Source organism: Methanomassiliicoccales archaeon, from assembly GCA_013415695.1.
Classification (GTDB): domain Archaea; phylum Thermoplasmatota; class Thermoplasmata; order Methanomassiliicoccales; family JAAEEP01; genus JAAEEP01.
The window spans coordinates 21,123-47,469 of the sequence record JAAEEP010000013.1 but is presented as its reverse complement, the minus strand read 5'-3'; the positions used below and the strand labels follow the sequence as shown (position 1 = coordinate 47,469).

General features: G+C 49.3%; 25 protein-coding genes and 1 other RNA gene. 18 read left to right on the top strand and 8 right to left on the bottom strand.

Going from position 1 to position 26,347, the window contains the following annotated elements; genetic code table 11:
• Positions 1 to 293: 293 nt before the first annotated feature.
• Together GKC03_07550 and GKC03_07545 are read left to right on the top strand one after the other, a co-directional pair.
• Positions 294 to 1,322 carry a hypothetical protein gene (locus GKC03_07550; GenBank protein ID NYT12384.1) on the top strand — a complete coding sequence of 343 codons (1,029 nt, stop codon included), beginning with the start codon at positions 294 to 296 and terminating at the stop codon, positions 1,320 to 1,322.
• On the top strand, positions 1,309 to 2,427 hold the full coding sequence (locus GKC03_07545; protein ID NYT12383.1) for a hypothetical protein: 1,119 nt from the start codon (positions 1,309 to 1,311) through the stop codon (positions 2,425 to 2,427). Before GKC03_07550 ends, GKC03_07545 begins: the two co-directional genes overlap by 14 nt.
• Here GKC03_07545 and galT read toward each other — a convergent pair whose 3' ends face one another.
• Positions 2,428 to 3,423 (bottom strand): galactose-1-phosphate uridylyltransferase, encoded by a 996-nt coding sequence (gene galT, locus GKC03_07540; GenBank protein NYT12382.1) that lies wholly within the window; start codon positions 3,421 to 3,423, stop codon positions 2,428 to 2,430.
• Positions 3,424 to 3,682: 259 nt separating this feature from the next.
• Between galT and GKC03_07535 the strand changes: the two genes are divergently transcribed.
• The 7 genes from GKC03_07535 to GKC03_07505 all read left to right on the top strand — a co-directional run bounded on the left by GKC03_07535 (position 3,683) and on the right by GKC03_07505 (position 8,709).
• On the top strand, positions 3,683 to 4,984 hold the full coding sequence (locus GKC03_07535) for a phenylacetate--CoA ligase (GenBank protein ID NYT12381.1): 1,302 nt from the start codon (positions 3,683 to 3,685) through the stop codon (positions 4,982 to 4,984).
• On the top strand, positions 4,984 to 5,421 hold the full coding sequence (locus GKC03_07530) for an ACT domain-containing protein (protein ID NYT12380.1): 438 nt from the start codon (positions 4,984 to 4,986) through the stop codon (positions 5,419 to 5,421). The genes GKC03_07535 and GKC03_07530 overlap by 1 nt, the downstream gene beginning before the upstream one ends.
• A 59-nt stretch (positions 5,422 to 5,480) precedes the next feature.
• Positions 5,481 to 5,774, top strand: an RNA gene (gene rnpB / locus GKC03_07525) — RNase P RNA component.
• A gap of 88 nt (positions 5,775 to 5,862) precedes the next feature.
• On the top strand, positions 5,863 to 6,291 hold the full coding sequence (locus GKC03_07520; GenBank protein ID NYT12379.1) for a hypothetical protein: 429 nt from the start codon (positions 5,863 to 5,865) through the stop codon (positions 6,289 to 6,291).
• A gap of 269 nt (positions 6,292 to 6,560) precedes the next feature.
• Complete coding sequence (locus GKC03_07515; GenBank protein NYT12378.1) at positions 6,561 to 7,034, top strand: DUF835 domain-containing protein; 474 nt, start codon at positions 6,561 to 6,563, stop codon at positions 7,032 to 7,034.
• 57 nt (positions 7,035 to 7,091) lie between these two features.
• The gene (locus GKC03_07510) at positions 7,092 to 7,958 is read left to right on the top strand and encodes a hypothetical protein (protein NYT12377.1); all 867 of its coding nucleotides are present in this window, start codon (positions 7,092 to 7,094) and stop codon (positions 7,956 to 7,958) included.
• A 46-nt stretch (positions 7,959 to 8,004) separates the two neighbouring features.
• Complete coding sequence (locus GKC03_07505; GenBank protein ID NYT12376.1) at positions 8,005 to 8,709, top strand: radical SAM protein; 705 nt, start codon at positions 8,005 to 8,007, stop codon at positions 8,707 to 8,709.
• Here GKC03_07505 and GKC03_07500 read toward each other — a convergent pair whose 3' ends face one another.
• The 3 genes from GKC03_07500 to GKC03_07490 all read right to left on the bottom strand — a co-directional run bounded on the left by GKC03_07500 (position 8,710) and on the right by GKC03_07490 (position 10,509).
• Complete coding sequence (locus GKC03_07500; protein ID NYT12375.1) at positions 8,710 to 9,864, bottom strand: UxaA family hydrolase; 1,155 nt, start codon at positions 9,862 to 9,864, stop codon at positions 8,710 to 8,712.
• A 111-nt stretch (positions 9,865 to 9,975) separates the two neighbouring features.
• Positions 9,976 to 10,212, bottom strand: coding sequence for a hypothetical protein (locus tag GKC03_07495; GenBank protein ID NYT12374.1), 237 nt, complete (start codon positions 10,210 to 10,212; stop codon positions 9,976 to 9,978).
• A gap of 108 nt (positions 10,213 to 10,320) precedes the next feature.
• Entirely contained in the window at positions 10,321 to 10,509 is a 189-nt protein-coding gene (locus tag GKC03_07490) for a 4Fe-4S dicluster domain-containing protein (protein ID NYT12373.1), read from the bottom strand.
• A 149-nt stretch (positions 10,510 to 10,658) separates the two neighbouring features.
• Here GKC03_07490 and GKC03_07485 point away from each other — a divergent pair, with 149 nt between their 5' ends.
• From GKC03_07485 to GKC03_07470, 4 genes are all read left to right on the top strand, one after another.
• Positions 10,659 to 12,437 carry an adenosylcobalamin-dependent ribonucleoside-diphosphate reductase gene (locus GKC03_07485; GenBank protein ID NYT12372.1) on the top strand — a complete coding sequence of 593 codons (1,779 nt, stop codon included), beginning with the start codon at positions 10,659 to 10,661 and terminating at the stop codon, positions 12,435 to 12,437.
• Between the two features lie 69 nt (positions 12,438 to 12,506).
• Positions 12,507 to 13,829 carry a TrpB-like pyridoxal phosphate-dependent enzyme gene (locus tag GKC03_07480; GenBank protein ID NYT12371.1) on the top strand — a complete coding sequence of 441 codons (1,323 nt, stop codon included), beginning with the start codon at positions 12,507 to 12,509 and terminating at the stop codon, positions 13,827 to 13,829.
• Positions 13,830 to 13,892: 63 nt separating this feature from the next.
• Complete coding sequence (locus tag GKC03_07475) at positions 13,893 to 14,813, top strand: peptidase T (protein ID NYT12370.1); 921 nt, start codon at positions 13,893 to 13,895, stop codon at positions 14,811 to 14,813.
• Between the two features lie 137 nt (positions 14,814 to 14,950).
• Positions 14,951 to 15,514 carry a DUF835 domain-containing protein gene (locus tag GKC03_07470; GenBank protein ID NYT12369.1) on the top strand — a complete coding sequence of 188 codons (564 nt, stop codon included), beginning with the start codon at positions 14,951 to 14,953 and terminating at the stop codon, positions 15,512 to 15,514.
• Here GKC03_07470 and GKC03_07465 read toward each other — a convergent pair.
• The gene (locus GKC03_07465; protein NYT12368.1) at positions 15,414 to 15,998 is read right to left on the bottom strand and encodes a DUF835 domain-containing protein; all 585 of its coding nucleotides are present in this window, start codon (positions 15,996 to 15,998) and stop codon (positions 15,414 to 15,416) included. The genes GKC03_07470 and GKC03_07465 overlap by 101 nt on opposite strands.
• A gap of 113 nt (positions 15,999 to 16,111) precedes the next feature.
• Between GKC03_07465 and GKC03_07460 the strand changes: the two genes are divergently transcribed.
• Entirely contained in the window at positions 16,112 to 18,802 is a 2,691-nt protein-coding gene (locus tag GKC03_07460; GenBank protein ID NYT12367.1) for an AAA family ATPase, read from the top strand.
• A 49-nt stretch (positions 18,803 to 18,851) separates the two neighbouring features.
• On the opposite strand, the gene GKC03_07455 is transcribed toward GKC03_07460, so the two are convergent.
• Positions 18,852 to 19,157, bottom strand: coding sequence for a hypothetical protein (locus tag GKC03_07455; GenBank protein ID NYT12366.1), 306 nt, complete (start codon positions 19,155 to 19,157; stop codon positions 18,852 to 18,854).
• A 534-nt stretch (positions 19,158 to 19,691) separates the two neighbouring features.
• Between GKC03_07455 and GKC03_07450 the strand changes: the two genes are divergently transcribed.
• The 3 genes from GKC03_07450 (at position 19,692) to GKC03_07440 (ending at position 21,128) form a co-directional block, all read left to right on the top strand.
• Positions 19,692 to 19,937 (top strand): hypothetical protein, encoded by a 246-nt coding sequence (locus tag GKC03_07450; protein ID NYT12365.1) that lies wholly within the window; start codon positions 19,692 to 19,694, stop codon positions 19,935 to 19,937.
• Between the two features lie 58 nt (positions 19,938 to 19,995).
• Entirely contained in the window at positions 19,996 to 20,685 is a 690-nt protein-coding gene (locus GKC03_07445) for an HAD family hydrolase (GenBank protein NYT12364.1), read from the top strand.
• Between the two features lie 65 nt (positions 20,686 to 20,750).
• Positions 20,751 to 21,128, top strand: a complete 378-nt coding sequence (locus tag GKC03_07440) for a RidA family protein (protein NYT12363.1) — start codon at positions 20,751 to 20,753, stop codon at positions 21,126 to 21,128.
• Positions 21,129 to 21,130: 2 nt separating this feature from the next.
• Here the strand turns inward: GKC03_07440 and GKC03_07435 are convergent, their stop codons facing one another.
• Complete coding sequence (locus GKC03_07435; GenBank protein NYT12362.1) at positions 21,131 to 21,730, bottom strand: winged helix-turn-helix transcriptional regulator; 600 nt, start codon at positions 21,728 to 21,730, stop codon at positions 21,131 to 21,133.
• A 178-nt stretch (positions 21,731 to 21,908) separates the two neighbouring features.
• Between GKC03_07435 and GKC03_07430 the strand changes: the two genes are divergently transcribed.
• Positions 21,909 to 24,554 carry a heavy metal translocating P-type ATPase gene (locus tag GKC03_07430; GenBank protein ID NYT12361.1) on the top strand — a complete coding sequence of 882 codons (2,646 nt, stop codon included), beginning with the start codon at positions 21,909 to 21,911 and terminating at the stop codon, positions 24,552 to 24,554.
• 29 nt (positions 24,555 to 24,583) lie between these two features.
• Here the strand turns inward: GKC03_07430 and GKC03_07425 are convergent, their stop codons facing one another.
• On the bottom strand, positions 24,584 to 26,155 hold the full coding sequence (locus tag GKC03_07425) for an FAD-binding oxidoreductase (protein ID NYT12360.1): 1,572 nt from the start codon (positions 26,153 to 26,155) through the stop codon (positions 24,584 to 24,586).
• Positions 26,156 to 26,347 lie beyond the last annotated feature (192 nt).

Genomic DNA, 26,347 nt, shown 5'->3' with positions numbered 1-26,347 from the left:
GGTTCTGAATACCGGGTTCGGTTATTAACTTTTTCATTCTTATGCTCCCTTTTAGATCAGGTTGATGATGTTCTCAATTGTTGAGATCCCTTTGGACACTCCATTTTCTGATAGAAACCCCATGAAATCTGGCAAGTAAAGAACGCAATTTATAAGTAGATTACCGAAGAATGAGATATCTTACCTTATTCTAGCACTTTCAGGGAAGCCAGGTCAATATGCCTATAAAAAGCAGGAAGCGAGTCACTCGTTCAGGTAAGGGAGCATTTTCCCTATATCTACCCAAGAAGTGGGTGGATAACTGGAGTGAGGACCAGCATAAAGATAGGAAAGTGGACCTACTAGAACTGGATGATCACCTGATAATATCGCCTGTGAGAAAGAACAGCAGCAAGTCATTATGCCTCAACGGAGGGACGGATGACGAAATACGTCAGTTCTTGCTTTGCACTTATGTTAGGGGATATGAATCAGCTGACCTGAAGAGTGAGAAGTTTGCGGATGAACAGATGTCCGCAGCAAGGAGTTTCATGAGACTCCTGGACGAAAAGATGATACTGGATATCTCTGAGGACCGAATCGCCTATGGAAGGAGTTTCAAAGTGAGTCTAGAATCGCCGACGATATCTCAGATGCAACGGCTTCTTTTCGAGAAAATCCAGGAATCTTTGAGGCTTGCCAGGGAGCTTCTAGAGCACTTCGATGTGAACCCGACAAGGGCAATTCACCTCCTCAAGATGATGCGCACATTGGAAGAAGAGGACGTAGATCGAATGTCAATGCAGATATTCCGCCGGGCTTCGAGGATGGAACTGAGGTTCGACTCCTTTGCTGACCTCTTCTTCGTGGTCCTCACCACAGATATGCTGGAGAAATTAGGCGATAGCATATTTGGCATCGCCCGCACTGTCTGCCGCTTCTACGGAATGGATGAAGAGAGATTACTTTTTCCATTGGAAGTCATCGAGAAAGATGTGATTGTAGAGAATTTTTCAACAAACAACGCATTCGAGGACATGAGAGGTCTCTTCATTTCCCTGCTGGAGGAGTGCGAGATTAGGCTCAGAAACATCATGGATTACACTCTAGAGATGAGGGGGATCGAATCCTACCAGATAATGAATGAATTGACAAAATTCAACAAATCTCTGATAGACAGATTGAATGTCGCAGCACAAGACGCATTCATATCATCGGAAAAGAAAATAAGGATAGCCCTTCTCCAGATGATGGAGGTCCGTCATTATATAATAGCAATTGGAGAGGTCATTGAGGAACTCGCCAAAGAGATTGCGATGTTCTACTTCTGTGAGAAGTCCTAGGGGGTATTGCATAGCAGAGGATGACGGGATCAGATCTGTAAAGAAAATCTCCCGAGCTGGTTCAGGAGGCTACTCCCTTTACCTTCCAAAAAGATGGATAAACAAGTGGAGCGAGGCTCAGAAGAAAGAGAAGGAGATCGAAATGTTTGAGGTTGGCGACCAGCTAATCGTCAGCCCCAAGCAGAGCAGAAAGACCCTGACCAAGAGAATTGAGGGTGCATCTCAAGAAGAAATGATCTATCACATGCTTTCAGCTTACATAAGAGGCGTAGATGACTTCTCCATGATCCAAAATGGACTTACCGACGTCGATATCAGTGGGATGAGGAATATTCTAAGATTCCTTGATGAGAACCTGATGGTTCATACTGAGAAGAATACTATATCGTACGAGAACCGCCCCGTTTCAACCTACGATCCCGGACCATTGATACCTCTTCTTTTCGACAAGATCATTGAAGCAGAGAACTTGGCTGCTGACCTAGTGAATGATTGTGACACGAACCCTTCCCGTTGCATACATCTGATGCGAATGTTGTACGCCATCGAGAAAGAGGACGTCAATAGGCTTTCCCTTCAGATCTTCCGGAACCTGTCTAGATGCAGGTCTCCTGCAAGGGATTTCATCGATATCAATTTCAAATGGAGCTCGGCGAATATGCTGGAGATCATTGGGGACGGCATTTATGGCGTAGTTCAGGTCGTATGCCAATCATATGGAATTGCCCCTGATGAACTCAGATACCCAGCGGAATACCTGGAGAGGAAGATTGAGAACCGCACCCCCGTTATCGGCGGCGCCGATAAGTTAAGGATGCAACTGGTAATTGATCTCAGGGAGGGGGCTGTTATGCTTTCAAAGGCAAAGGAGGCGATTATCTCCGGGGATGGGAAGGGTGCCTTCGAATACAAGGATGAGCTAAGAGAACAGGTACGGGCAATGGAAGCGGAGCTGGCTGACAGTATGGGCGAGTTCTCTACATCGAGCGATGTCACGGAGGAATCTTTTCTCTCAGTAGTGCTGATATCGATTCGAGTCAGGGAGATAATGTATCTCACAAAGAGCCTGACAAAGAGAGCCGCCCTGATATATTTCTCCGAATAATCAGGTAGAACGTTTCTTCCTGAGCATCTGAGCAGCTCTTTCTGGAGGTACTGGATTGATGCACATCCCAGTTCCCATCTCAAATCCTCCTTGCCCCATGAGCCTCGGAATTATATGTATATGCCACCGGAAGCAGCTGTAATCACCACCATCGCAAGGTGCGCTGTGTATGAAGATGTTATAAGGAGGATCTTCCAGCAGCTCGAACAACAACACGAGCACCTCTTTCAGTACGATGGCCAATTCATGGATTGTTTCTCTGGAGGAAGATTCGTACGCGGATGAATGAAGTTTCTGAAGAAGGTACATCTCATATGGGGACCTTGAAGCGAAAGGACAGACAACCGCCATGTTCTCTGAATCGATGACCACCCTTATTCCCTCATCGACCTCTCTCTCAAGAGCTCGGTCAAAAAGACAGTCTCCAGTCTCCTCGAAGAATCTTCTTGCTAGGCGGATTTCTTCCATCACAGCGGTGGGAATGATTGGGGTTCCCACAAGCTGTGAATGGGGATGAACGATTGAACGCCCGGCCTCTCGACCATGGTTCCTGAATATCTGCACATAGCTGATTCTATCTCGCTTTGAATTCTCTAAGTATCTCTCCCGGTAGGAAAGAAGTACGAGTTCCAACTGCTCCTCAGACATGGTCGCTGGTTGAAGATTGTGCTCGGGACAGTCGACGATGACCTCGTGGACGCCACATCCCCTCATTATGGTTTGGATGCAGTCACCTTTGCTTCCATCACAACCTCCTCCTGAGAGCGCTGGATACATGTTCGGGAACGATCTGACCTTCCACCCAGGGGTGTTGGGTTCTCCACTATCACGGTTTGACCATACCTCAGGAGGCGTCAAGTCTTCATGGCCTGGGCAGAAGGGACAATCTTCTTTTGGATTCTGGGACTCGCTCAACTTAGCCATCCTGGGAAGGGGTCTCTGTGATCTCAGGGGGGAAATGATGACCCAATCGCCAGTCATCCAGTCTCTTCTCATCTCGGAGCTTCTCATGTTCCAATCACTCTATTTATCACTCATATTATTTGGATTCAACCTCGCTGGGACAAGGTTCACCATGACAAGACAGCGCAATGTTATTTAAACGAATAAGCTTTCAGGTGATACCGCATATTCGTTAATGATCTAGCGAGCGTGAACTACATATTTCATGATAATCTGTACGATTTACGCACATAATGGATTGATTGAGAAAGATAACGGATAGGAAATATGTCTTCCCCTAGAGGTGTGCGACATGAGGAGCTGGGACCCAAGGATAGAAATGATGCCTTTGAAGGAACTCAAGGAGATGCAATACAAATCGTTAAAGACGCTCGTGTACAGGCTGTACAGCTTCTCAGAATTTTATCGAAAGAGGATGAGGGAAGCGGATGTTCATCCTGACGATATCCGAGCCCTGGAAGATATCAACAAGCTTCCATTTATGGTCAAGAGTGATCTGAGGGACAACTACCCTGACAAGTTATTTGTGTCGCCAAGGGACGAAGTCGTGAGATATCATGCATCATCAGGCACCACCGGGAAACCGACAGTGGTTGGGTATACCCAGCAAGATCTTGATTACTGGACATTATCCTTGGCAAGGGGACTTACCTCTTGTGGCTTGGGAAGGGGAGACGTGATCCAGGTTTCATATGGTTATGGCCTTTTCACCGGAGGCTTGGGCCTGCACTACGGTGCCGAAAGGATAGGTGCAGCCGTTCTGCCCACATCAGTGGGGAACACAGAGCGTCAGATCGAGCTCATGCAGGACATGGAAGTCACCGCAATCGCCTGTACTCCTTCATATCTCATCCACATAGGTGAGGCCGCTGAGAAGATGGGCATCAACATCAAGGAAGACACTCAACTCGGTGTAGCAATACTTGGTGCAGAGCCCTGGTCTGACGAAATGCGTCTCCGCCTCGAGGAATGGCTGGGGATCAAAGCATACGATATCTATGGTACGAGCGAGCTTTCTGGTCCTTTGTTCACCGAATGCGAGGAGCAGAATGGAATTCACGTCTGGGCTGACATGACATTTGTCGAGATAATAGATCCAGAAACCGGGGAGCAGGTCGCCCCTGGAGAGAGGGGAGAACTGACTATTACCATGCTCAGAAAGGAAGCCTTACCCATCGTTAGGTACCGGGTGGGAGACGTGACCCACCTCAGGGAAGAGGAATGCGGATGCGGCAGGACTCACCCCCGGATCGGTCGAATAGAGGGCAGGGTAGACGATATGCTGATCATAAGGGGCATCAATGTATTCCCGTCTCAAATCGAACACACCTTGCTATCCATTCCACAGCTGGGAAGCCAATTCCAGATCGTGGTTGACAGAAAAGGAGCTCTAGACGAGCTATTGGTGAGAGTAGAGCTTAGCAAGGAGGCTTTCAGCGATAAGATCAACGATCTCATGGAGATCAAGCGGATGGTCGCCCACCGCCTACGAAGTGCCCTGAACATCAGCGTGGGTGTGGAGCTAGCGGACCCAGGTTCACTTCCCAGATTCGAAGGGAAAGCGAAGAGGGTTGTCGACAGGAGGGGACTCTGATGGTCAGGAAACATATGATCAAGCAGCTATCTGTCTTCTTAGAGAACAAGCCAGGGAGGCTGGCAAGGATTTCAAAGGCGCTTGAGGAAGAGGGAATCAATATACTGGCATTCAGCATCGCAGAGGCTGACGGGTTCGGAGTGATCAGGGCGCTGGTAGATGACCCCGATAGGGCGCATAGCAAACTGGCGGATATGGGATTCACTGTGTCGTTCACGGAAGTCATCGCTGTTCAGATGAGAGATGAGCCTGGAGGCCTTTTCGAAGTCGCATCGATACTCGGAGACGAGAACATCAACATCGATTATTCATACGCATTCTCAGGCCGGAAAGTCGCTGTCCTGATTCTCCGAGTTGACCGGGTAGAAGGGGCGATCAGACAACTCCTCTCCAAGGGAATCAGATTGTTGGAGGAAGGGGAGCTCACATCGGATTGATCCTTCAACTTGAATAAACATATATTTAAATAGCTCATGCCACCTGAGGCTCATTTGCCAGGAGAGGGAGGGCAGCTGACGGTAGGGTTTTTTAAACCCAGCTGAGGAAGGTCCCCCCTCCGAGAGAAGGTGGACCACAGAAGTGGTTGGGCGAGAGCCCAGGCAAGGGCGCAGAAACGACACAGCCCCGGTCTAGTATGATCCGTTTGTCGGTGACGTTGTCCGGGGATCTGGTGAAACGGCGACTCCCCACCGGAGCAAGCCCAAACAGCCGGGGTGACCACTCGGGACCGGCGGGTAGGGTGCTAAGTTGAATGCTGCCTGAAACAGAAGGGGGCCTACTACCCTCACCTGGCAATCAGCATATTTTCAATCATGGTATTTTCTTAATAGGTTTTTTTAGCGTTTATTGGCATTGCACGCGCTGGAGGGGAGATCGAAATGAGAGCAAGACCTATTGGTGTCACCATACTGGCCATTCTGGCCTTTCTCATGGGACTAATATATCTGCTTATGGCTGCTGGTTCCTTTTTGGTGGCTGTGCTTCCCCTGGAGGAATGGCAGGGGATCGGTCGGGTTCCTGAGTTTATAGCGGATAATGCTGGAATCATATTCACCTCGTTGGGAGTGTTGTTCCTCATTCTAGCAATTGTTAGCTTTCTGCTTTCATACGGTTTCTTCAAGGGAAGACCCTGGGCTTGGACTCTTGGAATCATATTGGGAGTACTGTCAATCATCTCCAGCGTGATCAACCTGTTGCTGTACTGGGACATCTCCAACCTGAGCAGCACTATCATAAGCATACTGATCGCAGTCCTGCTGATTTTCTACCTGACCCGTCCCGGTGTTAAACGGTACTTCAGGGGTTAACTGGAATCACATATTGCTTGTATTTCATTTTTAACTGGTATCAGAGCCACAAGAAGAACCGAAAGTCTCTGGCTGCCTAGCAATCAAGTGACGAAAACGATAGAGACCATCATCGATTCCCGATATTAGAGCCAGTATGGATTTGTTTCATACTGTGTTAAAAATACCCGCTTCTTCCACGGAGTATTGACTTAATTGATAATTAATCAACGGGCAATTGGTTAATACTTTACTGCGCTTTTTTCCAATTGAGTAAACTGGGGGGTTTAATGAAAGTATCAAAAGGCAGGTTTTATCTCTTTGAGGAAAGGGTTCCATTACGGACTCACCAAGTAGTCCGAAAGGAACTCACTGATGGGAGAAAAGCGCTTTACATCAGCAAGAACGCTCCGGAATTACTTAGATCTCAGCTTGACTTCGATATGAGTCGATTGAAGACCAGATGGTTGTCTACAAGAACTGAGGACAGTTGTATCCCGCCAATGAACTTGGAGATTTTTGAAAGGGAGATAAAGCAATTCTTCATCGAGAACAAAGACGGTATCGTAGTCCTGAACGGATTGGATGTGCTGGAGAAGTGGAATGGTTGGAGACCGGTTCTTGATGTCCTGAGGCGAACAGACGAGGCACTTGAGGACAGCGGGGGCAATATCATCATAAGTCTCGATCCAAAGAGTCACTTCTCATTGAAACTCAAGAAGCTCGAGACCCTTTCCGACGAGGTAGTATCTAGCTGTACATAAGACCTATCGGAGACCTGGAGCGAAGAAGTAATATCCTTAGCAGTCTTACTCAGGGCCATGGATCCTATCCTTCAAATGATCGTTGATGAGGTACGGAATGACCAGGGTTCCGGTGCCGCAGATATCTTCCGAAGGGTATTGGATGCACTTAATAAGATATTGCAGGCTCCCAAGCCAGTTACCAAGCAGGACATGGAGGAGTTCTCCCTGCAACTGCATCTGGCTAAGAGATCCATGGCGCCAATGTTCAACCTGGCAAATACTATCCTTCTTTCGCTGGAACTGGAAGATTGGGATACCGATATTCATGATAAACTCCTGACCATTCATAATGACATGGACAGCTCCACTGCGAGGATAACAGGGTTGTTAAACGACATCCTGAGCGGGGGGAGAATAATGACCATATCGTACTCAAGCACGGTGCTTGCATGTCTAAGTTCCTTATATGGGAGAGGTGAGATTGAGGTCACCGTCCCCGTATCACTCCCTATGGGAGAGGGAAGGCAGATGGCAAAGGCGCTTTCAGACCGGGGAGTAAGTGTGGAGATAATACAGGACTCGATGATTTTCTCGCTCATGGAAGAGATGGACTGCTCAATCGTTGGCGCGGACGCAATCACGCCCGCAGGATTGGTGAACAAGGTGGGAACCTTTTCTATGGTGGCTGCGGCAAATCACTTTGGTGTTTCAGCATATGGATTATGCGATTGGATGAAGGTATCTCCCGTTGCAATGCTAGATCCGGTGGAGACCCAGATGACCGTGGGAAGAAACCTCTCAATGAGAGAACAGGTCTTCGAACAGACCCCATTGGACATGTTCACTGGAATGATCACGGATCGAGGAATCCTGACATCCAGTGAGATCCGCAACAGGATGGATCACATGGAAATATCAGGAAGGTGGACCAGGCTTCCATGATGCGTAAACTAATTATTCTTCATACACCATTTTTCAGTTGATATTGATGCGTCTTATTGGGATGGAAAAGGGTGGAAGTCAGGCAAGAATCGATTTCTTTGGCTGCCCCCTGAGATGCGAGTATTGCACCCACATTCGACAGGAGAAGCGGGAGTACGAGCTGATGGAGGTTCTTGAGTTCCTGGCAGACCCAGAGATCGGCATGGTTTACCTTGGAGGGGCAGAACCCGCCCTTCAAAAGGAGGAACTGATTGAGCTGCTCCAGAGGATAAAGAAGATGAAAAAAAAGACGATCCTTAAGACCACTGGATTCTACCCCGATGTGATCGAGGAAGCTGTTGACCTCGTCTACCAATTCGTGGTGGAAGTTAAATGTCCACTTGACGATCTTGAGTGCAATTCGGAGATGACTGGTCTATCACCAGATAAGAGCAAGAGATATGTGGAAAATCTGGCTCGTACCTTCGATATATTGAGGGGAAGGAACACCCGAATCTGGATTCGAGTGATACCGGGATTCCTTGATGAGGAAAAAATGGACAGGATCGGTCAGAAGATTGAAGGTGTGGCCACGGAGGCTTGGCTACTGCAATTTCTAAGCAACCCCCAAAATGAAATGAGTTTCAAGGGAATCGAGGAACCGGGCCCTTCCGAGGCCGAGATGGTCGACTTGGGAAGACAGCTGATAAAATATGTGCCTTTGGTCATCATAAAGGGAGAAGGCTTCGCCAGCGAGTTCAGGGCCACCTGATCAAATCACCGGTCCAGTCGTGTATATGTTCATAGATTCATCATAACCCATGCCTTCAGCTTTTGTCACCTTACCAGAGGCCACTTTCATCATCTCATCCAGTATCATTTCTCCAGCTGATTGAACGGTCATCGAGCCTTTTAGAATCGTGCTTACGTCAACGTCGATGTGTGAACGTAGACCACTGGCGGTTCGGGGGTTTCCGGTGATCTTTACAACGGGCATGAAAGGAAAGTCATGAGGTGCTCCCTTGCCCGTCGTAAAAGCCATCATATGGGCGCCAGATGCTGCTATCCCGGTGAGGAACTCGGGTTCCCTGCCAGGAGAATCTATCATGTAAAGGCCGCTTGCTTCGATCTTGCTGCCATAATCTACCACGCCGTCTATGGGATGAGTACCGGTCTTTATGGCCGCGCCGAGAGATTTCTCTTCGATAGTGGACAAACCTCCTTCGATGTTCCCTCCTGTGGGCTGGCCCCCCCTCATGTCCACCCCCATGCGCTTGGCTCTCTGCTCCATTTCCAAGATGGTGTTCAAGAGTTGCTCCTTGACCGCATCACTTCTCCCTCTAGAAACGATCCAATTCTCCGCGCCAATGAGTTCAGTTGTCTCTCCGAAGGCAACGCTTCCTCCCATGTCCAGAAAGAGGTCTACCGCCCTTCCGAGAGCTGGGTTGGACGCGATACCCGAGGTGGTGTCAGAACCGCCGCACTTAATTCCGAGAAGTAAGGAGGAGATATCCGCCTCTTCCCGCTTGCCAGGGAGTAGAGTCGATTTCATTTCCTCAAGTTTGGATCTGATCGCCTCACGCGCCTTCTCTGCGCCCCCCAAATCCTGGGTAATGAAGGTCTCGACCCACTTCCCTGAAGAAGATGAGATGGCGTCAGCGATGCTATCAGCATCGACGCTCTCGCATCCAAGTCCCACTACCACCACTCCAGCGAGGTTGGGGTGTCCTCCAAGGGAAATCAGTGTCTGTGAAACCCTCTCAAGATCTGGAAGCGTCTGGGCACAGCCCTGACCATGGGTGAATACCTTAACTCCATTCAAATCCCGAGATGCCCATCTGGCAACCTCATTTCCGCATGCGACTGCAGAAATCACCCCTATGTGATTCCTTATCCCTACTGATCCATTCTCTCTAGGGTACCCCATGAATGTCCGATCAATCAAGCCCGCTGCCCCCGAAATGAGAAGATCGTCTCTATCACGGAATTACCCATAGGATATTCAAGCGGATTGAGAAGCAGTACAATCCTTGGATTATCAATCGCCAATCCTCTGGATGAACTCCTTGACCTTCTGGTCCCATTCCTCGGTGAGGATGTCCACATCAGTCTGATCCTCCCCACAGACAGAAAGGGTGACATGCCCTCCACCGCCTTCCATGCACACAGAAGCTCCGTCTCGCTGGGTGACCTCCAGACCCAGTTTCTCAAAGTATTCGACCGCCTTCTCGATTACCTTCTCTGGTGCCAGATGCGTGCTCACCCCATACCTCATTCTTCCGCCTCCGCTGAGGAGAATAATCGGGAGCAGTATACTTATACCCTATGCTCCCAGTAATGGCCAGCGCCGATGTTCTAAGTGAGAATCTTCACGGTTTCCAGACTAGCAGCTGTTATGCTTTATCGCTCCTTCTGGGCACGCGTCCACGCAGGCGCAACACTCCACGCACTCATCGATATCCAGCACTACTGCTTTACCATTCTCAAGCTTGTAAACATCTGTGGGGCAGGAATCCACGCACTCACCGATGCCAACGCACTTTTCATAGTCTACTTCTATCTCGATTCCCAGCCCTTCACTGCTCCATTTCTTGATCACCATCTATCGGCCTCCAATGCCGGCGGCATCAGAGGTCCATTGAATTCAAGTCTCTTAATAAATGCCTTGATATCTTTTCAAAGGGATAGAATTATGAGTTGTTCGATGCCTAGATAGGATTCATGAAATTCCCTCCACTATCCAATAACTCCAGGAAGATATTGGAGAACAGGTACCTTCTCAGGGATAGAGAGGGAATACTGGCAGAGACACCAGATGAACTGTTCAGGAGAGTCGCTCGAAACATAGCCACCTGCGACGGGACCATAGAAAGAACTTCGGTTGTGGAGAGTGTCGAAGATCGATTCTTCAAGGCCATGAGAAGCCTCGAGTTCATCCCCAATTCCCCTACGTTGATGAACGCTGGAACGGAACTCCAGCAGCTCAGTGCCTGCTTCGTGCTCCCGGTGGGGGATTCCATCGAGAGCATTTATGACGCAGTCAAGTGGTCTGCGATCATCCACCAAAGCGGAGGGGGAACTGGTTTCTCTTTCTCAGACCTGAGACCATCTGGAGACACGGTTCGATCCACAGGAGGAATCGCATCTGGTCCAGTCTCCTTCATGAAGGTCTTTGATGCGGCGACTGAGGCCATCAAACAGGGTGGAAGAAGGAGGGGTGCCTCCATGGGGATACTTAGGGTTGACCACCCGGATATATCCGAGTTCATTCGGGCAAAGGATGATATCAAGTCCCTCTCAAATTTCAATATCTCTGTGGCGGTCACTGACGAGTTCATGGAAAAAGCCATTAAAGAAGATGAGTACGAACTGGTGAACCCTAGGACCGACGAGATCACTGGGACCAAGAATGCAGCGGATGTGCTTGAAGAGATTTCCGAATCCGCCTGGAGAACTGGAGATCCAGGTCTGATCTTTATCGACGAGGTGAACAGGCGGAATCCCGCACCTCTCTTGGGCCATATCAAGGCGACGAACCCATGCGGGGAAGTACCTCTGCTCCCTTTCGAAGCATGCGTTTTGGGTTCCATAAACCTCAACCGAATGACGGAACAAGGGGAAATGGACTGGGAGAGACTTGACGAGATCACCAGAACCGGGGTGAGATTCCTGGACGGGGCGATAGACGCAAGCAGGTTTCCCTTGATCCAAACTGAGGAGGTGGTGAAGGGGAACAGGAAGATCGGGTTGGGGGTTATGGGATTCGCAGATTGCCTGATAAGGATGGGTTTGGTCTACGGATCAAGAGAATCGCAGGAGATGGCTAAGAGGGTGATTGGCAATATCGCAAGCTCTGCCCAGAAGGAGAGTGCATCCATCGCCGAGGAAAAGGGGAGCTTTCCCAATATACACATGTCTAAGGTTTCTGCCCCCCAGAGAAACCTTACCCTGCTAAGCATAGCACCAACGGGGACGATAAGCATGATCGGTGGATGCTCCAGCGGAATCGAACCACTGTATGCCATTTCCTACACCAAGCATGTTCTAGAGGGAGAGCATCTCAGGGAGGTGAACCCATTATTCATGGAGTTCTGCAAAGAGAGGGGAATATTCTCTGAAGAACTAATTAGAAAGGTGTCCAAGAGGCACTCCATCCAAGGAATGAGGGAGATACCTGAAGACATTAGGGAACTATTCGTTACTGCTCAGGACATATCTCCGGAGGCACAAGTGAGGATACAAGCAGCCTTTCAAGAGGTGGTCGACAATGCGGTGTCCAAGACCATAAATCTTCCATCGTCTGTCACCGAGGACGAGATATCGGAGATATTCCACCTCGCTCACAACTTGAGATGTAAAGGCATCACCGTTTATCGTGAAGGTTCCAAGCCAGGACAGGTGCTTACCGTGGAGGAGCATGCATTATGTCCAATATGCGGTAGTCCCATCAAAGGCGAGGAGGGAGGTTTCACCTGCAGATCGTGCGGCCATATTCTCTGAATAATCATTGCATATTATTATACATTAAAGTTCATAAGTGTTATATATTTCAGAGGCTTTTCCCCCAGCATGACACCACTTGTTGACGATAAGAGAGTCGTACTGGGAATCGAGGACATACCCAGGCGATGGTATAACATCCTTCCAGATCTTCCTGAGCCATTGGCGCCCCCATTGAACGGCCAGACAAACGAACCCATGAAACCCGAGGAACTGGCCGTGATATTCCCAAAAGCACTCCTTGAGCAGGAGATGTCCACGGAGAGATACATCGACATTCCAGAGGAGGTGAGAGAGAAGTACATTCTTCTCAATCGACCTAGCCCTCTTCAGAGAGCATACAATCTGGAGAAGGCACTCAATACCCCTGCTAAGATATACTTCAAGCGCGAGGATCTAAGCCCTACTGGAAGTCACAAGACCAACACAGCAGTGCCTCAGGCTTACTACAACATGAAGGAGGGGATAGAGCGTTTGACTACCGAGACCGGAGCTGGACAATGGGGTTCCGCCCTATCCTTGGCCTGCAACTTGTTCGACCTGAAATGCGAGGTCTACATGGTCCGGATCTCCTTTGATCAGAAACCCTACCGGCGAAACGTGATGGAGACCTACGGAGCGACGGTCTATCCTTCCCCAAGCACCAGAACCGAGGCTGGAAGAAAGATACTAGAAAAGGATCCAAACACCCCTGGTTCGTTGGGGATGGCCATCAGCGAAGCGGTAGAGATGGCCGTCAAGGATGACAAGACCAACTATTCCCTGGGAAGCGTTCTCAATCACGTGATGCTGCATCAGACGGTCATCGGTGAGGAGGTCATCAAACAGCTGGAGCTATTGGATATCACACCGGATTACATGATAGGCTGCACTGGTGGAGGAAGCAACTTCGCAGGCTTCACGTTCCCTATGATAGGAAAGAAGCTAAAGGGAGAGGTGGACACTGAGATCATCGCGGTGGAGCCCGTGTCTGTACCCTCATTATCCGCTGGCAGGTTCGAATACGATTATGGTGATACGGCAGGCTATACGCCTCTGCTCATGATGTACACTCTGGGTCATAATTTCGTTCCACCCTCGATCCATGCCGGGGGCCTGAGATATCACGGAATGGCTCCTACGGTAAGTCTGTTGACAAAAACGGGAGTAGTGAATCCAGTAACCTATGACCAGATGGAAACCTTCGATGCAGGTGTACTGTTCGCTAGGACTGAGGGGATCATCCCTGCTCCAGAGACCAATCACGCTATCAAGGCAGCCATCGACAAGGCCATTGAAGCCAAGAAGAACAACGAGGAGAAAGTAATCGTCTTCAACCTTTCTGGACACGGCCTACTTGACCTTACAGGGTACGATAAGTACCTGAACGGCAAGTTGAACGGCAACAGCTAGAGATCAAACTCCTTTTCCAAACTCCTTTCCTTATTTATCGATATATGACTATTAGGTCAACACATGGATCCCTCGATCATCGTTCACGGTGGCGCATGGAATATCCCTAGGGAGAAACATCGATCTCATCTAGATGGATGCCGGAGGGCGGTCAAGCTAGGCACAGAACTCCTTTCGCAAGGTATGTCCGCCCTGGACACTGTGGAGAGAACGGCATGCCTGCTTGAGGACTATCCCGCTTTCGATGCTGGTCACGGTTCCTTCCTGAACGCCAACGGTGAGGTGGAGATGGACGCCATGATCATGGACGGTACTGATCTCAGAATGGGGGCGGTTGGGAGTGTACAGTGTATCCGTCATCCCGTGTCACTGGCAAGGGAAGTCTTGGAAGATGGAAGACATTCAATGCTTGTTGGCAAAGGTGCACTACTATTCGCCAGGCGAATAGGGATGGAAACGGTCTCCACTAGGGAACTACTTATGGACAGGGAATTGGAGCGATGGAAGAAGATACAGCTTGACAAGACGTTCACTAGTCGAATGATATTCGAGAAAGAAGGTCCGACAATGGGAACCGTGGGGGCAGTAGCCATTGACGACAAAGGAAGGATAGCCGCCGCGACATCCACTGGTGGAACGCCAAATAAGCTTCCGGGAAGGATAGGCGACTCGCCCTTGGTCGGATGCGGGACCTACGCCGATGATTTTACCGCAGGAGCATCGGCCACTGGTTGGGGAGAGTCCATCATGAAGGTGACCCTTGCCAGGAGAGTCTGTGACCTGGTTGAGAGGGGTTACAATGCTTTGGAGGCCACAGGCGCCGCGGTCGAGTACTTGGAGAGAAGAGTTGACGGCCTAGGTGGTGTGATTGCCATCGATAAAGACGGCAACATTGGTTATTCTCACAACACCCCCTATATGGCTCTCGCCTTCTCAAGAAAGGGAGAGACAAAGGTGATAATGAGCGAGAAAACGCTCTCTTGAAGATTCATCGGATTGACATTATCATTATGCAGAGAGATTCTCAGTCTGGATATTTTTGGGCATATCCACTTAAAGACATGCGTAAATGATTGTTTGGAAAAGCTTTAATAGATTCATATCGTAGCCAGCCCAGCGTCTTGGATACCAAAAAAGACATGGATGGTGGTGATACAAAAATGACAATGGCCGCTAGGACCGAATGTCAAAGAGTTGAATCCATCAATGTCAGTGTAAACAATGACGTCTATGCATTCGACCTAGGCCGAATCTATCTCATTCTCAATCCAAGATCAGATAGAGCTTTTTCGATAGCCCGTGACTTCGTCTCAACGGGTCGTAAAATGTTGTGTATATCCCGATACCATCCTGAGATCGTTCAGGGAATGTGGGTTACTGGGGACTTCAAGTCGGTCTGGCTCAGCGAGCGACACGGAGAGAGCAATATCCCGGCGCACCAACTTTCCCGCTTGAGAAGCAAAATAGCATCGTTCCTCAGTGACGGAGGAAACGGCGTGGTGATGCTTGACGGTATTGAATACCTCTCACTCTTCAATGACTTCTCTAAGCTTCTCAGGTTCGTAGAGGAACTGAACGACCTGGTCATGGAATTGCATGCAATTCTCCTAATCTCAGTAGATCCCCGATCGTTCGATCAGCGGTCCCTGGCAAGGCTTCGTCGATTTGCTGAGGTAGTTCGGTAGTGAGAATTTCCACCACCTCGGTAGCAGAGTGCTGGGGGAACTCCGAGAACAATCTGTCAAGATCCCTCTGTTCCAGGGTCAAAGGATCTATGCATATTAGCATCTCAGCGGTCTTGTTTCTTAGTACCGAGTCTATCTCCCTTAAAGTGGAGATCACCTTGCTCATGTCATTCCACATCAGCAGGTACTCCAGTCCATCTAGGAAAATGATGGTGCAATCACTCTTCTTCAAGGAAGCCTTTACTGCCTTGACCAGCTGTCCCATGGACTTTGGTGAGATTATATCCTTTCCTTTGCGAGTACTCAACCATTGACATTTTATGTTGTTGAGTCCGAACTTCTTGGTGATATAATCCGGATGCAGACGAGTGATGCAGAGTGCATCCCATCCGGTATTGATGAGCATCGAAAGAGCATCAAATCCATATCTGGGGTAGCTTTCGGTAAGCAGGGATATCTTAGAGGTGATACCTTCTGAAACCATTCCAAATTCCTCCGTCTTAGGACTCAATTCCGCTTTAACGGTATATAAAACCGTGTTGAGCATGCTACTTTTGATTCAGCAATCTTTTTTTCTATGAACGATGATAAAGTCGCGTGACCCGGCGGACCAGGAAGAATCTTCTCACATCCAAGGAGAAGATCATTCTTCATCTCCTGAGCCACCATAGATATCTTCAGGATTCGGCATCCCCAGAGGCTGTGACTCAGGATGGGGTAGCCGAAGCTGTCGGGGTAGGTAGGAACAATGTTTCGAGATTCCTCAATGAACTCGTCAAGGACGACCTCATCGAGGTTCAGGTGAAGCACATCAAAGGTCTGCAAAGGGTACGCAATGTCTACTTCCTGAGTCACCTGGGATTTCAGGAGGGCTTGGCCCTCAAAGAGGATATCGAATCGATCCGCGTCAGGATTATCGATTTCGATGGGGTGGAAAGGGAGGAGGATGTTGGCCGCCTTAACCTTTACCTTCCCAGGAGCTACTCACTTGTAGAACTGGCTTCAGGAGTAGAAAGGGGAGTCTTCAACTGTTCTGCGTTCCATGAAGGAAAGATTAAGGAAGAGAGAAGGTACGTCGATTATTCAGATCGCAAACCAGCCGTCAGAACATTCTTTGGAAGGACTCAAGAAATCAAGAGGCTCCAAGAATTCATGAATTCGGAGACTGAGAGACTGCTTGTGGTCCATGGAATCGCAGGGATCGGAAAGACCACCCTCCTAGCCAAATTCGCACAGGAGATCAGGGATTCCACCAACCTATTCTGGTATAAGGTCCACGAGTGGATAACCCTCAAGATACTCCTGGGACCCTTAGCAGAGTTCCTCTCACACCTGGGTAGAAAGGGATTGGAGAGATATCTCGCTCAGACTGAGATTCCAAAGGTGGGGGAGGTCTGTGCAATACTCGAGAGCGATCTTGCTGAATCGGAGATCCTCTTAATCGTGGACGATATCCAGAAATCCGAGCCTCCCGTCCTTGAATTCCTTAGCGCCCTCATTGCAGTATTGACCCCTCTAGAGAGAGTGAGAATTATAGTAGCCAGTCGTGAAATCCCTACCTTCTACAATAGAAGCGAGGTGGTCACAGGAATCATAGAGGAGATGAACCTGCATGGCCTAGACAGGGATAGCGCGGGCAAGATGCTCTCAGGGAGATCGATACACGAGAAGGCCATTGAGGCCATATACAATGCCACCAACGGACACCCGCTCTTCCTCCAGCTCATCGATGATCCGCAAAGTTACCTTGGGAAAGACGTTCGAATGTTCATTGAGCATGAGGTCTACTCCAAGCTTGATCTCACTGAAAGGAGGATCCTGGAGATAGCTAGTGTGTTCCGTTATCCCGTCCTTGTGGATGCCTTCTTCATCATGGAAGAAGAGCTGGAGAAGGATGGTGGCAGACGGACTCAGGACATGAGCTATGAGGACTACATGGTGGATTACGATACCTTAGATGGGCTACTGTCCAAATCGCTGCTCCAGGAGGCGATAGGAAGGCTGATCGGAATGCACGACCTCGTCCGTGAGTTCTTCTACTCTCGACTGAGGCCGAAGCAACGAATCGCACTTCACCGAGCCGCGTCCAGCTTCTACCTTGAGGACTCATCAGTACCTGCCTACGTTGAGGCTCTCTATCACAGCCTGAGTGCTGGGGATGAAGAGAAGGCCATACGCATAGCTGCCGCCCACGGCAGGATGATAATAGCCAAGGGCTACGCAGCACCATTCGCCCCTCTTGTCGGGCAGGTGCTCGAGACCTGCCATGATGTATCACCTGATGATCGAATGGAACTTCTGACCCTGAGGGGGCAGATTCGGGACATACAGGGGGACTGGGATGAGGCCGTTCATCACTTCCAGGAGATCCTGAAACTGGCCTCAGCAGAACGAGACAGAAGGATAATTGCAGATGTCAATAGGAGGGTGGGGTCCATAATGCTCCGAAGAGGGGAATTCGCCCAGGCTAGTACGTACCTCCAAGAGGGGCGAAGGCTGGCTGAAGAGGGTGATGACGTTCACACCCTTGTGGATATCTTCTATGATATGGGTGGGCTTCATGAACGCATCGGGGAGAATGACCTGGCCATTGAATTTTTCAACAGATCAAGAGAATTAGCCCATTCTATCGGTGAGGAGATGGGAGAAGGAAAGGCCTTATATGGAATTGGCAGGGTCTACGAGAATCTTCTCGATTATGAAACGGCCATCAAGTTCAAGAAGGAAGCTTTGTTAGTTTTAGAGAAAATCGGTGATGCCAATGAGATTGCCAAGGTGAGTACCAGCCTAGGTAACGATCTTAGAGCATTGGGAGACATGGACAACTCCCTGAAGTACCAGGAAAAAGCAATAAACCTCGCCCAGTCCGTAGGGGACCTTATTACACTTGGTTATGCCTTTTCCAATGCAGCCGCTTCCTACCTGGAGATGGGAGTTCTTGGCGAGAGCGAGGAATTGATCGACAGGGCTTCAGATATCTTCTCAAAGCTAGATGACAGAATAATGGTATCCACGATGCATCTGTACCGGGGCTACCTCTATTCAAAGAAGAACGATTGGGAATGGGCAAAGGACGAGTTTCAGACAAGCCTCACCATCCTTAGGAAGCTGGGTGTCCCTATCAAACTGAGTTACTGGTTATATGAGATAGGTCAGGTTTACCTGGAGAACAACGATGAGAAGGAGGCCATCATGCTCTTCGAGGAAGCTTTGGACATAGCCACCAAAATGAAGCATGAAAATCTGACAAGGGATCTCGTGCAAACATTAGAGATCATAGCACCCTGAATATTTTAAGAAAGAAATGAATAGAAAAGTAAGTGGTTTCAGGATCTCCTTAATGAGGAGAGTTGCCAGGAATCACATATGAAAGGCAGTCCGTCCAAGTCCATCCATGGGGGCTGTTCCCAGGGATTACTAGGGAAGTCACATCCACAATGGAATGAGGCGAATTGCCGGGTATTACGTGTGGAGAATTACCAGGTATGACATGGGGAGAGTTTCCGGGTATAACCTGAGTGTCGTCCATTGTGGCATCCGTTGCTCCCGGAAAACCGAAAGCAAGGGACCCCGAGACAATAAGTCCCGAGGCCGCAAGGAAAAGCGCGAAGGTGGCAATCACAGCGGCTGTTGTCTTCTTCATCGCAATCACTTTAAGTCTCTTTATTCCAGTTTTCGCAATGTAGATATAAAAAAGGTGTTTGAGCATGCTACAGTTAATTTTAAATATTATCAAATAGAGAAATTATCTGGCTCCCGCCATCATCTAAATATTGTGCATCCACTTTGATTTTATAGAATAATCCTTTTTCTAATCTATCGTTGACGAATTATAGCGGACCTCTGGAGTAATGATTGAGGGCATTTATCATGGGGGTGTCTGGGTTTCTTGGAGAGCATGTAGTCCAGGCACTGAAACGAGAAGATAATGAAACCCTGATCTACTGACTCGTGGTCTAGCCATACGGTATCGACCATACCACGGATGCCAGTGATTCCAAGAAGTTGCTGGACTTCGATCTCGCCACCTCAATTGAGGATGGTTTAAGGGAGACCGCCCGGGGGTTCAGATCCATCGATGGTTGATCCATCGAGGGTACGTATCCTTTTATATTAATCATGGAAATATCTTAATTCCCGATTCGAAAGGTCCATTGACTTCGTTAGGGGGAGGGTATTGAAGATGCCGCTTGCCTATCTGCTCATCCACTCAGCACCAAACAAGACCTTGGAGCTCTGCAAGAGCTTGAAGCTTGTGAACGGAGTGGTCGAGACATATACTCTTCTCAATGGCTGTGATCTTCTAGCAAAACTTGAATGGGGCCAGGATGAACTGATGGGTGAGAAGATCATCGAAAGCATTTCTCACCTGGATGGAATCATCAGGATGAGGGCTCTTAGGACAAAGGATTTCGCAAAGTAATGCATTTAAAGTGACCAACTTTGGTTACGACGATGATTTGTTTCTCGGAGGCGAACTCTTGTCTAAATGTCCCAAGGCAGTCATATTTGATTTGGATGGCACTCTAGTCCATAGTGCAATCGATTTTCCAAGGATGAAGTTGGAGATCATAAGGCAATTCAAGGAAGCTGGAGTACCGGAAACCTTACTATCAAATGACATGACAGTCTCCAGCAATATGGAATCGGCCAGAATGTATCTTCTACAGAAGGGGCAGGAAAGAGTTCTCCTCGAGATCGAAGAAGAGATCGAGAGAGGACTGTCCAGTATCGAAATGGAAGCATTACCTGATGTTGAAGAAGTGAAGGAAGCAAGAAAGACACTCATCTGGATCAAAGAGAAAGGGCTAGCCATCGGAGTGCTTACAAGGGGTTCCAGGAGATATGCGTCCAAGGTTCTCAAGAAGACATCATTGGAATCCTTCATTCAGTGCATGATATGTCGGGATGATTTCCCTTGGTGGGAGGCCAAACCCAATGGATTAGCCCTTAGAAGATTGGTGCAGGAACTGGGTGTCGATCCAAGTGAGACGCTTCTAGTAGGTGATCATTGCATGGACCTAGAATGCGCAAGATCCACGGGAACGAAGTTCGTTGGCGTGCTTACTGGGTCCTGCGATGAGAGTGGTTGGATCAAAGAAGGCCTTGAGAGCATAATTGATTCTATAGCCTTCCTTCCAGATTATATCGAAAGAACTTGTGGACCATGAAGCTTGACGGAATGTTTTTCACCGGCTGGAACATAACTTCATGGGTTGATGGAATGAGATCGGATATTCGAACCGTTCATACCCGAGATGCCCCAGAACCAGTGGGACCCTATTCCCAAGCCATCGTTGTCGATAATATGGTCTTCACCTCAGGACAGATAGGAATTGAGCCCTCCACCGGAGGGCTTGAATCAGGCGTTGAAGCACAGACAGAACGCTGTTTGAAAAACCTGGAGGCCGTTTTGAAGGAAGCGGGAACTTCGATCCAGCGAGTGATCCGGTGCACCCTTTACATCACCGACATCTCAAGATTCAAGGATGTCAACGAGGCTTACTCAAGATTTTTTCATGTGTCGAACGCTCCGGCCAGAGTTACTGTGGGAGTTGCCTCGCTACCACTGGGTGCATCTATCGAGATCGAGGCCATTGCCCTCTTGGATTGAGTTCAAGCCTTGGCTCGTCCTCTTTCCTGCTTCTCCTGGAATGACTTGGCGCATTCATTACCACAGAGATAATGGTCCTTCCCATCGATCTTGATCTTTATCGCTTCCTCCCAGATATCCTTCTTGCATTGGGCGCATTGGAGGATGACCGATGCACCCATCTCTACCAAGGCTCTATGGTTCTCCTTAACCACGCTCACAATGTTGGCTATATCATACTCCATGATCTCGGAGAAGTTACCGAGCTGACTGACAAATTCGTTGATTCTGTGTGACTCGGTGAATGTACATACCATCAGAAGTCGGCCACTGCTGAGAACGAAGATCTTCCTTACTCTTTCGTCCTCATTGAAATATTCAGCCACCTGCCTAAGTTCGGACGGCTTGGCCTTAATGGTCAGTATGACACTGATTTCCCCCAACCTTTCGGTATCAAGATCCGCCTGGTAACCCTTGATTACACCAAGATTTTCCATATTAGAGATCTTGTTACTCACTGTTGGAACGCTCACCTTGACCCTTTCAGATATCTGACGGAAGGACAGCCTACCGTTGGTCTGAAGAACCTTCAAAATGTTGACGTCCGTGCCGTCCAAATTCATGGAGGGAACATTGAACCCCGATAAATATAGATTTTTCCACTGTATGCTAACTTTTTTCCCCGAACAGATTACAAGGTTTAACATTCCTAGCCTCCAATATCTTCTGATTGACGCATAATTACCAAAGAGACAACGTTCATGAAAAGTTTCAATTAGGTCTTAATCTGAATCTTTCAGGATGACAGAGGCCTTGAACAGCGAGGGAAAGAAAGAAAAAGAGAAGAAAAAGGCTTCTTTCGGTATAACCGGAATGACCTGCGCTTCCTGTGTGGACACAGTCCAGCGATCGCTAGTGGACCTCAAAGGCGTGGATAATGCCTCTGTCAACCTCGCCACAGAGAAGGCGTCGGTGGTGTACGACCCGGACCTGGTTTCCGCAAGACAACTGAAAGAATCCATAGTCGAGGCAGGATACGGCGTCACCGAGGATCAAGTCACCATCTCCGTGGGTGGAATGACATGCGCTTCTTGCACCCAGACCGTGGAAAAGGCCCTGCTCTCGCTTGAAGGGGTGAACGAAGCCGTCGTCAACCTTGCAACGGAGAAGGTGCGGGTCAATTATGATCCGGGAACCGTGACCATTGCGGAGATGAAGAGAGCCATTAAAGCTGCTGGATACGAGGTCATTGAGACTGAGACTGTTGACAGTGAGAGGATGGAAAGAAAGCGGATCATGATCCGCCAGAAGAACATGCTGATCTTCAGCTTGGTATTCAGCATTCCGACTTTCGTCTTCTCAATGCTTTTCGAGTTCACAGCTCTGGGAGATGCCCACTTCATAGGAGAATTTGGAAATGTGGTCCTATTCCTGCTGGCCACACCTGTCCAATTCGTCGCTGGATATCAGTTCTACATTGGAACTTGGAAGGCCCTCAAAAACAAGACCGCCAACATGGATACCTTGATCGCGACCGGTACATCAGCCGCTTACATCTATAGTGTGGCCGTGACGTTCTTCCCCGGAGCAGTGGCCTTTCCAAATGTATACTATGACACCTCTGCCCTCATCATATCGTTGATACTCCTGGGAAAGTACCTGGAAGCCAGGGCGAAGGGGAGCACATCGGAGGCCATCAGGAAACTCATAGGTCTTCAGGCGAAGACCGCCACCGTGCTCAGGGACGGTGAGGAGATGGAAGTTCCAGTCGAAGACCTAGAAGTCGGTGACGTTTTCATGGTCAGGCCTGGAGAGAAGGTTCCCGCCGACGGTCAGGTGATCGAAGGACACTCATCCGTGGATGAAAGCATGATCACTGGGGAGAGCATACCGGTGGAGAAGGGAGTCGAAGACGATGTCGTGGGAGCCACGATCAACCAGAACGGTGTTCTGAAGGTCCGAACAACCCGAGTGGGAAAGGACACGGCCCTCGCCCAGATAATCAAGCTTGTGGAGGATGCACAGAGCACGAAAGCTCCCATTCAGAGAGTTGCTGATAGGGTTGCGGCTTACTTCGTTCCGGTGGTCATCCTCATTGCGATTGTCTCCTTCTTGGTATGGTACTTGGCCGGCTACGACTTCTTCTTCATAGAGACTCCCAGGTTCGTCTTCTCCCTCACCATATTCATAACAGTACTGGTGATAGCCTGTCCATGTGCCTTGGGTTTGGCGACCCCCACGGCTATAATGGTGGGAACCGGAAAGGGTGCCGAGAATGGAATCTTGATCAAGAGTGGAGAGGCTCTGGAATTGGCAGGTCGTATCGACACTTTGATCTTCGACAAGACTGGAACGATCACCAAGGGAGAGCCCGTCGTCACAGACATCATCCCAAACGATATCAGAGACAGAGAATTGATTGAACTCGCCAGCGCTGTGGAGAAGGGTTCCGGCCATGTGCTTGGAGAGGCTGTTCTTCGAAAATCGGCCGAGATGGGCATCGAGGTGCCCGATGCTTTCGACTTCACCAATCTACCAGGGAGGGGTGTGAAAGCCAAGGTGGGAGATTCAGAGGTATTGCTGGGAAACCGACGGTTGATGGAAGAATATGGAATCCCACTGGGACCGATGGAGAATGAGGTTCTAAGGCTTGAAGAGAACGGCAGAACCGTCATGATCATCTCAGAAGCTGGGAGACCAAAAGGCGTCCTTGGTGTGGCAGATGTGGTGAAAGAGGGTTCAATGGAGGCCGTCAACGAGCTGAAGAGCATGGGGATCAAGGTCATCATGCTCACGGGTGATAACTGGAGGACTGCCAGGACAATCGCTGACTCGGTGGGCATCGATGATGTGTTGGCAGAGGTTTATCCCCAGGACAAGGCTGGAGAGATCCTGAAGCTCCAGGAGAAGGGTCACGTCGTGGCCATGGTCGGGGATGGGATAAACGATGCACCAGCTCTTGCCCAGGCCGATATTGGTATAGCGATAGGGAGCGGAACGGACGTGGCCGTCGAGACAGGAGACATTGTCCTCATAAAGGACGACCTGAGGGATGTTGTAGCGGCGATTCAGCTCTCAAAGAGGACCATGACGAAGATCAGGCAGAACCTATTCTGGGCTTTCGCTTACAACAGTGCTGGCATTCCCATTGCTGCCGGTGTTCTGTACCCATTCTTTCAAATTCTGCTTAGCCCAATAATAGCCGCCGCCGCAATGGCAATGTCATCAGTATCTGTAGTCTCCAACGCTGCACTTCTTCGAAGGTACACTCCAGAGATAAAAGGTAAAAGGAGGAGCAAGAAAATGGCTGTAGACCCTGTATGTAAGATGGATGTTGACGAAGACTCGGCCCAGTGGAAGTCGAAGTACAAGGATAAGACCTACTACTTCTGTGCCCACGGGTGCAAGGTCAAGTTTGACGAGGATCCAGAGAAGTATCTCAAATAGGTACGAAATAAAGGAGATGTGGAGAGGCTTCAGCGCCTCTCATGGGCTTCTTTCTTAGCCCTCTCCGTCTCGTATTGCCTAGCCTTCTCTCCGACCACATCATCCCGGGGGATCATCTTCTTGGCGGTGGCCATCATAAGCATTCCCATGTTGAATAGCTGGGTTGGGATGGTGATGTTCTGCCTGGTGACGGTGGCAAGAAGGGTTCCTGGGTTCATTATGTCCTTCGGATCGACGGCATCCTTGATCCGTTTCATGTACTTGGCACCCTCTCCCCTAATGGGCTTGAGTGTGGAAGCAAAGAACATACCAAAGCCAAGTGAGCGACCTCCATACTTCATGGATAGGTCAGCGAACTTCTTGTTGAAGGCGAATGAAGTCATCGATAATGGATCAGATGGATCAAAGAAGTAATAGGGCATGAACATGACGGTGTTGCGATCCGCAACCATTCCAGTCATACCGCCCTGCATTTTGAACTCATCCATCAGGTCGAGGGTCTTCCGGGTGAACTCTGAGAAGTCAATCAAGGGCACCACAACCTCACCCGGGATGTGACCTAGCCCCATCTCCCTGGCCCGGAACTCATAGCAGCGCTCCTCCCACTCATGCTCGGCATACTCGGGGCTCAATTTCTTTGCCCCGTATTTCTCCACCAGCAAAGCATCAATGGCTGCCTCTTCATGATTCACCATGGCCTCGTCTCCCTCTAGCTCAAGAGTGAGTAGGGATGTGACCTCCGGTGCGTGCTTTCCAGCCTTTCGAAGCATCTCGAAGTGCGCACCATCATAGAACTGAATGTGGAGCGGGACGATCCTTGAACGGCACAACTCCATGAGGGGTGCCCCCATGGCCTCCACCGAAGGTAGCTCATAAGCCAGCGCCCTCATGACCTCTGGACCTGGCTCTAGCTTGAAAGTGACCTCTGTGATAACGCCCAATGTCCCCTCTGCACCAACCATCAGCCAGTTGAGGTTGTAACCAGATCCGTTGTCGCAGACCTTGTCGAAACCGGTCTCGATGATTGTGGCATCTGGCATGACAACCTTCATGTTGCGGATCTCATGACCCGCCGACCCGTACTTGTATCCACCAATACCAATGCCAGCAGTCGATATCCATCCTGCCAATGTAGCGCTGGGGAAGCTGCTTGGGTAGGCACCCAGCAGAAGTCCCTGCTCGAGACAGGCCTCATACACCTCCTTCCAGGTTGCTCCAGCCTGGGCAGTGACACAGAGGTTATCCTTGTCGATCTTGATGATCTTGTTCAGGGAGCCAGAGAGATCGATGAGTATCCCGCCAAAAGCAGGCATTGCCCCACCAAGTCCCCAGGTCGCACTTCCCCTGGGAGTGACCGGCATGCCCGCATCAGCGGCGATCTTCACGATTTTCTGTACATGTTCCGTCGAACATGGCTTCACCACGATATCCGGAACATTCTTGAAGCCCAGCTGTACCTCCTTGGGCAGCGGGGCGAGGTCGTGACTGTAGAGTAATCTCTCGAACTTGCTGATCTTGACATTTTCCTTACCAATGGCGGCCTCTAACTTCTTCACCACGGAGGCCGGAACCTTCTGAATCGAGTCCTCAACTGCTACCATCCGAGACCCTCCTATAGGGTGACTATAAGAACATCAGCCCATACTGTTTATCCTATTTTAAATCTCCCGAAAACGAGGTTGACTGGAAGCGATTAAAACGTTGTTTGAGATTTATTTTATCGAGATGGCAATATACCTAAGACTATTATGATATTCGGAATGCTTTTTCGAATATTATAGAGCGATGAGAAA

What these genes read in the sequence shown, in the direction of transcription:
- galT (NYT12382.1), bottom strand. Translation starts at nt 3,423, where the DNA reads ATGAGAAGAGACTGGATGACTGGCGATTGGGTCATCATTTCCCCCCTG.
- GKC03_07535 (NYT12381.1), top strand. Translation starts at nt 3,683, where the DNA reads ATGAGGAGCTGGGACCCAAGGATAGAAATGATGCCTTTGAAGGAACTC.
- GKC03_07530 (NYT12380.1), top strand. Translation starts at nt 4,984, where the DNA reads ATGGTCAGGAAACATATGATCAAGCAGCTATCTGTCTTCTTAGAGAAC.
- GKC03_07520 (NYT12379.1), top strand. Translation starts at nt 5,863, where the DNA reads ATGAGAGCAAGACCTATTGGTGTCACCATACTGGCCATTCTGGCCTTT.
- GKC03_07515 (NYT12378.1), top strand. Translation starts at nt 6,561, where the DNA reads ATGAAAGTATCAAAAGGCAGGTTTTATCTCTTTGAGGAAAGGGTTCCA.
- GKC03_07510 (NYT12377.1), top strand. Translation starts at nt 7,092, where the DNA reads ATGGATCCTATCCTTCAAATGATCGTTGATGAGGTACGGAATGACCAG.
- GKC03_07505 (NYT12376.1), top strand. Translation starts at nt 8,005, where the DNA reads ATGCGTCTTATTGGGATGGAAAAGGGTGGAAGTCAGGCAAGAATCGAT.
- GKC03_07500 (NYT12375.1), bottom strand. Translation starts at nt 9,864, where the DNA reads ATGGGGTACCCTAGAGAGAATGGATCAGTAGGGATAAGGAATCACATA.
- GKC03_07495 (NYT12374.1), bottom strand. Translation starts at nt 10,212, where the DNA reads ATGAGGTATGGGGTGAGCACGCATCTGGCACCAGAGAAGGTAATCGAG.
- GKC03_07485 (NYT12372.1), top strand. Translation starts at nt 10,659, where the DNA reads ATGAAATTCCCTCCACTATCCAATAACTCCAGGAAGATATTGGAGAAC.
- GKC03_07480 (NYT12371.1), top strand. Translation starts at nt 12,507, where the DNA reads ATGACACCACTTGTTGACGATAAGAGAGTCGTACTGGGAATCGAGGAC.
- GKC03_07475 (NYT12370.1), top strand. Translation starts at nt 13,893, where the DNA reads ATGGATCCCTCGATCATCGTTCACGGTGGCGCATGGAATATCCCTAGG.
- GKC03_07465 (NYT12368.1), bottom strand. Translation starts at nt 15,998, where the DNA reads ATGGTTTCAGAAGGTATCACCTCTAAGATATCCCTGCTTACCGAAAGC.
- GKC03_07455 (NYT12366.1), bottom strand. Translation starts at nt 19,157, where the DNA reads ATGAAGAAGACAACAGCCGCTGTGATTGCCACCTTCGCGCTTTTCCTT.
- GKC03_07435 (NYT12362.1), bottom strand. Translation starts at nt 21,730, where the DNA reads ATGAATTTGGACGGCACGGACGTCAACATTTTGAAGGTTCTTCAGACC.
- GKC03_07430 (NYT12361.1), top strand. Translation starts at nt 21,909, where the DNA reads ATGACAGAGGCCTTGAACAGCGAGGGAAAGAAAGAAAAAGAGAAGAAA.
- GKC03_07425 (NYT12360.1), bottom strand. Translation starts at nt 26,155, where the DNA reads ATGGTAGCAGTTGAGGACTCGATTCAGAAGGTTCCGGCCTCCGTGGTG.